At 44.7% G+C, this 10,774-nt stretch carries 8 protein-coding genes and 4 tRNA genes; all 12 read left to right on the top strand.

From position 1 onward, the window contains the following. The first annotated feature begins 84 nt into the window (after positions 1-84). A tRNA-Val gene (locus A3756_RS07345) sits at positions 85-160 on the top strand. Positions 161-201: 41 nt separating this feature from the next. After that, positions 202-278 (top strand) — tRNA-Asp (locus A3756_RS07340). 99 nt (positions 279-377) lie between these two features. Continuing rightward, positions 378-453 (top strand) — tRNA-Val (locus A3756_RS07335). 52 nt (positions 454-505) lie between these two features. Further along, a tRNA-Asp gene (locus A3756_RS07330) sits at positions 506-582 on the top strand. Between the two features lie 501 nt (positions 583-1,083). Beyond that, the gene (locus A3756_RS07325) at positions 1,084-2,385 is read left to right on the top strand and encodes a hypothetical protein (protein WP_068553198.1); all 1,302 of its coding nucleotides are present in this window, start codon (positions 1,084-1,086) and stop codon (positions 2,383-2,385) included. Then, positions 2,375-3,334 carry a 1-aminocyclopropane-1-carboxylate deaminase/D-cysteine desulfhydrase gene (locus A3756_RS07320; RefSeq protein WP_068553196.1) on the top strand — a complete coding sequence of 320 codons (960 nt, stop codon included), beginning with the start codon at positions 2,375-2,377 and terminating at the stop codon, positions 3,332-3,334. The genes A3756_RS07325 and A3756_RS07320 overlap by 11 nt, the downstream gene beginning before the upstream one ends. A 187-nt stretch (positions 3,335-3,521) precedes the next feature. After that, positions 3,522-4,406: an NAD(+) kinase gene (locus A3756_RS07315; RefSeq protein ID WP_068506818.1), complete on the top strand. Its 885-nt coding sequence runs from the start codon at positions 3,522-3,524 to the stop codon at positions 4,404-4,406. Positions 4,407-4,409: 3 nt separating this feature from the next. After that, entirely contained in the window at positions 4,410-5,381 is a 972-nt protein-coding gene (locus A3756_RS07310) for a metallophosphoesterase (protein ID WP_068506816.1), read from the top strand. Then, on the top strand, positions 5,378-6,301 hold the full coding sequence (locus A3756_RS07305; RefSeq protein WP_068506814.1) for a rhomboid family intramembrane serine protease: 924 nt from the start codon (positions 5,378-5,380) through the stop codon (positions 6,299-6,301). Before A3756_RS07310 ends, A3756_RS07305 begins: the two co-directional genes overlap by 4 nt. Positions 6,302-6,610: 309 nt before the next feature. Next, positions 6,611-6,877, top strand: coding sequence for a YeaC family protein (locus tag A3756_RS07300; protein ID WP_068506813.1), 267 nt, complete (start codon positions 6,611-6,613; stop codon positions 6,875-6,877). Positions 6,878-6,892: 15 nt separating this feature from the next. Next, positions 6,893-7,720 carry a DUF2797 domain-containing protein gene (locus tag A3756_RS07295; RefSeq protein ID WP_068506812.1) on the top strand — a complete coding sequence of 276 codons (828 nt, stop codon included), beginning with the start codon at positions 6,893-6,895 and terminating at the stop codon, positions 7,718-7,720. A 22-nt stretch (positions 7,721-7,742) separates the two neighbouring features. Then, entirely contained in the window at positions 7,743-10,391 is a 2,649-nt protein-coding gene (gene pepN / locus A3756_RS07290) for an aminopeptidase N (RefSeq protein WP_068510513.1), read from the top strand. Positions 10,392-10,774 lie beyond the last annotated feature (383 nt).

The raw sequence follows: 10,774 nt of genomic DNA, 5'->3' as shown, positions 1-10,774 counted from the left end.
TTAATTGCATATTTATGCAAAAAAAAGCTGATTTCTAATTGACAGCTTCTAAGAAATCATTAAGATACGCATCTCAATTGAGTTGGGTGGTTAGCTCAGCTGGGAGAGCATCGCCCTTACAAGGCGAGGGTCACAGGTTCGATCCCTGTACCACCCACCAAATCTTTTTTAGATTTGAAATTGAAATGTAAAGTTTGTTGCGGACCGGTAGTTCAGCTGGTTAGAATACCGGCCTGTCACGCCGGGGGTCGCGGGTTCGAATCCCGTCCGGTCCGCCATTTACACTTCAACTCGATTGCTACCTTGAAAGAGGTGGTTTCTAACAAAGGAGCATCTTAGGTGCTGCGTGACAATGTTAGAATTAGGTCTACCCAAATGGGTGGTTAGCTCAGCTGGGAGAGCATCGCCCTTACAAGGCGAGGGTCACAGGTTCGATCCCTGTACCACCCACCACTACTAGCACTGTTCTTGTGTGAAGGTAGTGAATGTAAGATTTAAAGTATGCGGACCGGTAGTTCAGCTGGTTAGAATACCGGCCTGTCACGCCGGGGGTCGCGGGTTCGAATCCCGTCCGGTCCGCCATTTAAATTTACAGTCCTTAACTCTTACTCATTTCTCAATAAGAAAACCTCAAATTATATACTTCTTGAGATGTCTGACTTATTTCTGTCATATTTCTTCTATACGCTTGCTTTTGAAACAATCAAAAGGAGATAGAAATGAACGAATATGAAGAAGAAGTATTGGATTCCGGATGGCTGGAATATGACGATGAAGAGTTTGAGGACGATGCTGTTGAGATGTAACAGCATTGCCTTCTATATTCCCCTCCAGCTAATTATCCCCGCTTTTATTAATACCACCCACGATAAAACTGCTTGAACTAGACGAATCTACGTCAATCGCTATTCATACCTTAATACCTTCAGTTCATATAGTTTTTTATATCTGTGAAATAGGTCCGGGCAGCGTTACATATCCTTTCTTTTTTAAACGTGTGCTTCCTTGGTTATCAACTAAACTGATTTGTAGTTTTAGATTTATTGGGTGCGCAATTTCTATGCGCATCTTAACGAGGTAGTTATGGGGTTTAGAAAGTCAGATTCATATGAGGCTGTCTTCTTTGTTGAAAATCAGCAAGTAACGAAACATTTGATGTTCTCGGAGTTCGAGGCAATGTTAGACGGCTTGGGTGCTTTACCAGATTACGCTGATCAAGAAGCTAAAGCAGTTTATGCGGTGATTGGCAAGGATGGTACGATCCAGGCGCTGGTATTCTTCATTTTATATTTCGACGAAGATGGCAAGGCTGACGCAAGTTGGAATGTACCAATTGAACGCTTGGCTGAAGTGAGTGGTAGTGGGCCTGATTTAGGTGGCGGGCCAATACGTTTGGCTTGCCGGGGGCAGTGTTCAATTAATTGGCATTTGAACGACCTATGGGATCCTGATATGACGCCCGGGTCGAATGACTTCTTGCGACTCAAGAAAGCGGTCGAGTTGAATAAACTACGCTTTCAATTTGAGAAAGCCGAGCCGGATATCCCAGTTCTTTCACCGAGTGATCCGGTGTTGGATGACTTGGGCTTGGAAACAGAGGTTGAAAAGCGAACCAAGTTGGCTCGTTTGCTTAAGGAGCAGAGGCTAAGAATTCGTACTCTGGAGTCTAGTCGTGAGCAAAATGTTGATTTTGGAGATCGTGAACAGAAAATTATTCTGCATGCTTATAAGAATGAAATTCAAGAGCTTAAGCAAACGAATGAACAGCTTAAGCTGATAAACGAAAAACTAAAGCTCAAGCTAGGTAAGCGAAATGATCAGTTCTTAAAGCTTCAGGATCAGGTCAGTGATCAGTCAGATCTAGTTTCGAAACTGGAGACTCGCTTAAAAGGTGCGTCTGCGGGTGACAAGGAGCGCTTGGAGCGTCAGAAAATGGAGGCTGAAATGGTTCTCCTGAAGGAGCAGTTAGATCGCAAAGATTTAGATCTTGCTTATCGAGAGGAACGTGAGGAGCAGCTGCGATCTGAGCTTGAGGAATTGAGTGAGTCTCGTGGCGCTAGCAGCACCAATGAAGGTATGTTTGACCGCCTGAAAGCGTTGGATGTGGTCTACGTTGCCTACCACCCGGGTGCTGGGCATATCACCATGACGGCGAGTGAAATTCGTGATTATGTTGATAACCCAAACGCTTTCGTAGCGGCAAAATGTTATGTCACGGAGGAGCAGTACCTAGCTTGGTTAGAACACTTTGATCAGCCAATTTGCCAGCATGCCGAAGGCGTAGGTCAAGTTTGCGGAAAGAGTGTAAGCAAGGTTAGCGCACCGGGTGATTTTCAGGAAGGAGTGAGTGACATGTGTGAGAGTCATAAAGGTTATGCTGGCTAATAATAAAACTACTGCTGAGTTGGGTGTGCAATTTGATGTACTACCCGAAGTTCACTCCTTTCCTCTGGAGATTGCGAAAGATCAGCTAGTGACCCTGGACTGTCTGCGTCTCGATAAAGTACATCCTTTTATATCGGGGAACAAATGGTACAAGCTAAAGCATCATTTACTAGCGGCTGTCGCGGCGGGCAAATCACAAATTGTAAGTTTTGGTGGTGCCCACTCAAATCATTTGCATGCCTTGGCTTATGCCGCAAATCAATTGAATCTGGACTCTGTCGGTATTGTTCGAGGTGAACCACACGGCGATTTGACACCTACTCTGCAGGATTGCGAAAAGTGGGGGATGAAGATTCAATGGCTTGATCGTGAAACGTATCGTCACACTGCTTCTAACACTACACCTGATATGTATAAAGAGGCAATGCCCGAAGCCTGGGTTGTTCCTGAAGGTGGTGCAGGTAGACAAGGCACGCTAGGAATCGAAAGTTTATTTAATACCTTGCATCATGCGGGGCAACTTAACTATGACTTGATAGCTTGTGCTGTGGGCTCAGGCGCAACCTTGGCAGGGATTGCTCAGGCAAATATTGGTCGAGCCCAGTGTGTTGGATTTTCTGCACTAAAAAATGCTCACGACCTGGAGCATCGCGTAGAGCGGCAGTTATCAGGTGCCAGTAGGGTTAACCCTTGGAGAATATGTCATCACTATCATTTCGGTGGCTTTGCCAAAATCAATAGTCGTCTGACGGAATTTATTTCTGATGTTTATGATGAGCATGGTTTGGTTCTAGACCCTGTTTATACAGGAAAGATGATGTATGGGCTGGCGGAGTATATTCATCAAGGAAGAATCCAGGCGGGAGCGCGAGTATTAGCTGTTCATACTGGCGGGCTACAGGGCTGGCGTGGATTTGGTGAATCCTATCAGCGTTTCCTGTCTTCATAGACAATCTCATGTTCAAATCTCTGAATTGTCGTGAGAACGGTATTCAGGCTGTAAGTCTGGAGTCTGTTAATTTATTATGTGCTTAGTGTCGGCCGGTGTAGTATTGGCTAATGTAGAGTGCTTCTTGAAGCGATCGTCCTCTCTCATATATATCACGCTATTACATAGTATAAGGGTTAGTTAAGGTATGGATCATTTTCGTAATATCGGTTTGATTGGTCGTATGGGCAGTGCCCAGGTCATAGAAACGATGCGTCGTTTAAGAAAATTTCTGGTTAATGAAGGTTATTATCTAATCATTGAAGAAAATATCGGTGCTTTAATTCCCGGGCATGGTTTGCAGGTTTCCAGTGTCAAAATGATGGGGGAAATGTGTGATCTGGTGATCGTAGTGGGTGGTGATGGAAGTTTGTTGGGGGCTGCTCGAGAGTTAGCTAAATCAAATGTTCCTTTGTTAGGAGTAAACCGTGGCCGATTAGGTTTTTTGACTGATGTGTCACCAACTGAGTTGGAATCGAAAGTAAAAGAAGTGCTTTCAGGGCAGTATATTCAGGAAAGACGCTTCCTGCTAGATGTTCATGTTAAGCGAAATGGCGAGCCGGTTGGCTTTGGTACCGCATTGAATGACATCGTTCTTCACCCGGGTAAGTCAACTCGTATGATCGGTTTTGACTTGTTTATTGAGGGTCAGTTTGTCTACAGTCAGCGTTCAGATGGTTTGATTGTTTCGACACCAACTGGGTCAACAGCTTACTCTTTGTCGGCCGGTGGGCCTCTTTTGCACCCTAAACTCGATGCAATCTCATTAGTTCCAATGTTTCCTCATACGCTCAGTAGCCGTCCAATCGTTGTTGACGGTAAAAGTGAGATTAAAATTGTGATTGGTGAAGGTAATGAGATTTACCCGCAGGTCAGCTGTGATGGTCAGCATCACATCCCTGTTGCGCCTGGCGATGCAGTATACATAAGTAAAAAACCACATAAAGTGCGTTTGATTCACCCTACCTCTCATAACTTCTATGAAACCTGTAGAGAGAAATTAGGCTGGGCCAATAACCTGATAAGTAGTTAATAGATGGCATTTGTTAAGAAAAAAGTTAAGCAAGGCTATGACCTGATTGGTGATATTCATGGTTGTGGTAACTCCCTTGAACGTCTGTTGAAAAAGATGGGTTATGAGAACAAGCAAGGTTGCTACCGTCATCCGCAACGCAAAGTGATTTTTGTGGGTGATATTGTTGATAGAGGCCCTCGAATTCGAGAAGCTCTGCATATTGTAAAAGACATGGTCGACCAATCGCAGGCCGAAATTGTCCTGGGCAATCACGAATACAATGCAATGTGTTACTGCACAGAGGGTCGTCAAGGTAGTGGCATGCAGTATTTGCGCGAGCACAACGCTCGTCATCACAGACTTATTCGAGAGACCTTGGAGCAGTTTGATGCTCATCGCTCCGAATGGCACAAGTTTCTATCGTGGTTTCATGAAATCCCTCTTTTTATTGAAAAAGAAGACTTCCGAGTGGTTCATGCTTGTTGGGATAGTTTAGCGATTGAACGTTTAAAATCTTATTCCCCAGACCATTGCATTAGTATGGACTTTTTGCACGAGTCTGCGGTCTCTGGTTCTTTCGCTAGCCGAATTATTGACAAGTTAACTCGCGGTACCGCATTGGAGCTGCCAAACGGTGAAACCATTCTAGGCAAAGATGGCTTGGCGAGAAGCATGTTTCGCACAAAGTTCTGGAGTGATGATCCCCAGATATACAATGATGTTGTCTTTCAACCCGACCCACTGCCGCCAGAAATGGCTGAGCGTCCTTTGTCGGCGATAGAGAAGCAGCAATTACTGACCTACCCAACAACAGAGGCGCCCGTATTTGTGGGTCATTACTGGATGTCTGGTGAGCCAGAGCCTATTCAATGCAATATTGCTTGCCTGGATTATAGCGCGGTGAAATATGGCCAGCTGGTGGCTTACCGAATGGATGGCGAGAGAGTCTTGAGTAAAGACAAGTTTGTGTCGGTGGACGTTACCCGGACATGAGTCGCATACCACCCATTCCACTAGACTTGGATCTTTCGGACTTTAGTCAATGGCTCCATTTTCAGGGCGTGGCCCATCGAGTCATTGAAAATCAGGGTGAACAAGCTTTGATTCTAGATGATGAAGGCTATGAGGAGCAGGTCTTGAGTGCGCTTGAACGCTACATGACAGAACCTCAGTATCGTAGTGGCCTAGCTGAGCAGCTTGATAAAATGCAGGACCAGCATCGGCGTCGTGAAGTGTTTCGTAAGCCGAGGGACCTGGTGGCATACACGAGGGCTAAACCAAGCCAAGCTCCTGTGATTTTTACACTTATCTTTGTTAGTGTGGCTTTTGCTTTTCTAACCGACTTTGGTAAAGGCGGTGCGCTGCTTAGATCTTTTTTGATCGTTGATCCCTTTAATTCCGGTTTGGATATGAACTCAGTCAGTGGGCGCTGGAATGCAATGCTTGATGTGCTTATCAGCGGCCAGGTCTGGCGCTTGGTTACGCCGGATTTTATCCATTTCAACGTCATGCACATCACCTTCAACCTGTTAATGTTGTGGGTGCTTGGTGGCCAGCTGGAAATGCAAAAAGGTTCCGTTTCGTTTATTGCCTTGACGATGTTTGTTTCCATTATTTCAAATATTGCTCAGCTTCTCGAAACTGGGTACTTCTTCGGTGGTTTGTCGGGAGTGGTATATGGTTTGGTAGGTTATTGCTGGTTATGGAAGATGTTTGATAAAAACATCTTTTTCCCTAATGTATTGTTAAAGTTTAGCTTGGTCTGGCTACTGCTTGGTTATACGCCTGTCACTGAGTGGTTGGGTTGGGGGAGAATGGCTAATGCCGCACACCTGTATGGCCTATTGTCGGGTCTGGTTTGGGCGGCAATTACCCTGTATGTGAATGAGCGTGTTATAGAAAAGAAAGTATAAAAAAACTCCGTTATCCACCGGGCCAAATGTTTTGGCCCGAGGTTAACGGAGTTCACATATGTATGTGTAGAGATGAGAGAGACCAAGTTGATTTCCGGTGAAAGGTAATCGCTCTAAAGTAGAGTGATTGCGCTTCGCTGGGAACTCAACTTATGCAAATGCTAATTGTTATCATTTGCATTGTCAACCACTGAGCTTGATCTTTTTTGTTTATTCTTGAGTAGCGTTACAGGGATTGATATTCTCGCTAGCTTGTTACAAATTCTTGAGTGCATGCTATGGCACTCAAAGTTCTTCTAGGATTAACTTATGAAGTTTGAAGATGCTGCTGAATCCATTCCTAAAGAAATTTACGAAAAGTTCAAGCAAGCGATAGAGTTGGGAAAGTGGCCCGATGGCCGGACCCTCTCTCGTGAGCAAAAAGAAATATGCCTTCAGGCGGTCATGCTTTATGAAGTAAAACATGGACTCGATGAAAGCAATCGAACCGGCTATGTTGATACAACGAAAAAGACCTCCCCATGCGGGCCAAAAGACGATAGTGATGATGAGTCGACTATCCGTATATTGCACTAACAAAGAAGACGATTAATGAATCAAGTTGCATCAGGTCATTTAAGTAAAATGACAGTGAGTCAGGGGAACCCGGTAAGTTACACCTTGAACTTTGGTGATACAAAATGCAATCCTGCAGATTATCTTGGCAAGAAATTACGCTTTCGTTCTAACGGCGAGATTCGCTGTTTTCATTGTCAGAAGCGTACCAACAAGAGCTTTAACCAAGGTTACTGTTATCGATGCTTTACCAAGTTGGCCCAGTGTGACCGCTGTATTATGAGCCCTGAGCTTTGTCATTATGCACAAGGTACCTGCCGTGAGCCGGAATGGGGTGAAACACACTGTATGCAGGAGCATATAGTTTATTTGGCGAATTCAACTGGTTTGAAAGTCGGGATTACCCGTCATAACCAGGTGCCTACCCGCTGGATAGATCAGGGTGCCATTGCTGCATTGCCTATATTCTCAGTTAAGTCCCGACGACTTTCCGGTTTGCTTGAAGTTATGCTGAAAGAGTGGGTGGCGGACAAAACTAATTGGCGGAAAATGCTGAAGCATGAGGTCGTTGATATAGATCTTTTGGTTGAACGTGACCGTCTAATGGAACTGGCTCAGGATAAGTTGGCCGAGCTTGATGAGCAATTCCCCGGTGAGATTACTGCTTTGACTGAGCAGGATGTATGGGAATTTGAATACCCACACTTATCTTGGCCAGAAAAGGCTAAAACCTTTAATTTTGATAAACAAGATGAGGTGGAGGGGACCTTAATTGCCATTAAAGGGCAATATATGATTCTCGATACCGGTTGCTTAAATATTCGAAAATTTACGTCCTACGACGTCTCGCTAGACGTCGAGTAAGACATATACTTGGAAAGCATGCATGAGTGAATCAGCAAAGACGATATACCTCAAAGACTATCTTGAGCCTGCGTTTAAGATTACGTCACTTGATTTAACCTTTCAGTTATTTGAAAACGGAGCGTTGGTAAAAGCCAGGCAGCTTATCGAGCGAGTCGCTGGCCGTGAAGGCGAGGCGCTGTCACTAAATGGTGAAGACCTTGAGCTGAAAAGTATAAAGTTAGATGACCGTGAGCTGGAAGAGAGTGAATACCTTCTAGATGACGAATCTCTAACGGTAGAATCTGTACCCGCGAAATTTGAGTTGCAGTGTGAAACCTGGATTAAGCCGCAAGATAACAAGCGGTTGGAAGGCTTGTACAAGTCTTCGTCAATGTTTTGTACCCAGTGTGAAGCCGAGGGTTTCAGACGAATTACCTATTACATGGATCGTCCTGACGTACTAACGGTATTTACGACGCGCATCGAAGCTGATAAAGCGCTTTACCCGAACCTGCTTTCCAATGGTAATGCTATTGAGTCGGGAAACTTGGAAGATAATCGTCATTTTGTTACTTGGCACGACCCTCATCCAAAGCCTTGTTACTTGTTTGCTTTGGTGGCAGGTGATTTACATTGCCATGAAGACTCCTTCAAAACCATGTCTGGACGTCAGGTGGCCCTGAAGATCTTTGTTGATCATAAGAATGCAGATAAGTGCGATTACGCACTAGATTGTTTAAAAAGGTCGATGCGCTGGGATGAAGAAGTCTACGGGCGAGAGTACGACCTGGATATATTTATGATTGTCGCGGTGGACGATTTTAATATGGGCGCCATGGAGAATAAAGGTCTGAATATCTTCAATTCATCCTGTGTTTTGGCAAAGCCCGATGCAACAACAGATGCGGGTTATCAGCGCATTGAGGCGATTGTTGCACATGAGTATTTTCACAACTGGTCTGGCAATAGAGTTACTTGCAGAGATTGGTTCCAGCTAAGCCTGAAAGAAGGGTTTACCGTATTTAGGGATTCAGCATTTTCTGCCGATATGAATTCCTCCGTGGTTAAACGTATCGAGGATGTAAATGTTCTGCGAACCGCACAGTTTGCTGAAGATGCAGGCCCGATGTCACACCCGGTTCGTCCGGCTTCCTATATGGAAATTTCAAACTTCTATACCCTGACGGTTTATGAAAAAGGGGCAGAGGTTGTTCGCATGCTGCATACTCTCTTAGGGCCGAAGCAGTTCCGGGCAGGGAGTGATTTATATTTTGACAGGCATGATGGGCAAGCGGTCACAACTGAAGACTTCGTTTCGGCAATGGCTGACGTTTCCGGGATGGATCTGGAACAGTTTAAGCTCTGGTACGATCAGGGCGGGACGCCAGAGCTGCAAGTGAGTTCTAGCTATAATGCCAATAGCAAACAATATACCTTGAGCTTGAGTCAGTCTTGCCCTGCAACACCTGGGCAAGATTTAAAAGAGCCGTTTCATATCCCTGTATCTATTGCATTGTTGGACTCAGAAGGGCAGGAGCTTCCCTTATCAATTGCGGATGGCGCTAAAGAATGTGTTTTTGAGCTAATCGAAGCACGAGAATCAATTGTTTTTGAGGGTATCGAAGCAGAACCGGTTCCATCATTACTAAGAGGCTTTTCGGCTCCGGTCAAGTTGTCCTATCAGTATACTGATGAGCAATTGGTATTTTTGTTTCAGCATGACTCCGATGGTTTTAACCGCTGGGAGGCAGGGCAGGCATTGGCATTGCGCATCCTGCAGGGCTTAATCAAATCTTATCAGCAAGGGCTGGAGCTGGTGTTACCCCAGAGTTTTGTCGAGGCGTATCGAGGTTTGCTCACAGATAGCTCTTTAGACAAAGCAATGGTTTGCAAGATGCTGATGCTACCCGCTGAGAGCTATCTTGTGCAGCTGGCGGAGCAAGCAGATGTTGATGCCATTCATGCTGCAAGAGAATTTGTTCGACAGGCCTTGGCTAATCAGCTAGGTGACGAGCTATATGCAGTTTATCGTGACAATATTGTTGAGTCGGAATTACCTGCTTTGGATTATGGCTCTATGTCACAACGGGCATTAAAAAATGCGGCTTTATCTTTAATGTCAGCAATAGGTGGTTCATCTGCAAGTCAAATGGCAGATGTTATTAACCTGGCTAAAAAGCAGTTTGCAAATGCTGATAATATGACTGATAGCTTTTCTGCTTTGAGCGCTTTGGTAAATTCAGGAGATGCCTCAGAGGCTGAGCAAGCACTAGAAGCCTTTCATGCTCAGTGGAAGGACGATGCTCAGGTTATCGAGTTATGGTTCTCTGTTCAGTCTTCAAGTGCTGCGTTTATGACATTAGAGCGCCTAAAAGCATTAATGGAAACGCCAGATTTTGATATAACCAACCCTAACAAGGTTCGCTCGGTTGTGGGTGCCTATTGTGGTCAGAACCTGGTTCGTTTCCATGACCTGTCGGGAGAAGGTTACGAGTTTCTCGCCGATATTATTATCAAACTAGATGATATGAATCCTCAAATTGCAGCAAGGCTTATGACTCCCCTGACGCGATGGAAGCAGTTTGATGATAATCGACAGAAGTTAATGTGCGAGCAGATTGAAAGGATTCAATCGAAAGAGGCGCTCTCAAAAGATGTTAGAGAAGTTGTCGAGAAAAGTCTTGTATAAGCCGGTTTAAGCTCTTTTGAAATAAGTCCAAAAATAATTGCCCGCAAGCTGAGCTGACAGGGTTCAGCTTGCTAGGGCCACATTGAGCATAGTTTCGCCCTTCGTACCGTCCTGCATGAGAGGTCATGCACTCATTAGTCTGTTTTTTGCTCAAAACCTTCCTTAGATATATTTCATAACAAAACTAAAATAGACAGATCGAAAAAATCTGCTAAAAATTAATAGCATGGCTAATCTTTTTGAAGGAAATTGAAAAGTATTATCGGAAGGTTTTGCCAGTATCAGCGATAACAGGTTTAGGCCAAAAAATGTTAATCCAGATGCGGGCGACCACTCTCGTTAATAATGAGTGTGGCGATTTTAGAGTGTAGTAATACAACAAT

The organism is Oleiphilus sp. HI0086 (assembly GCF_001635225.1).
Note: the sequence above shows the minus strand (reverse complement) of the source record. Positions and strands in the feature narration are given on the sequence as shown.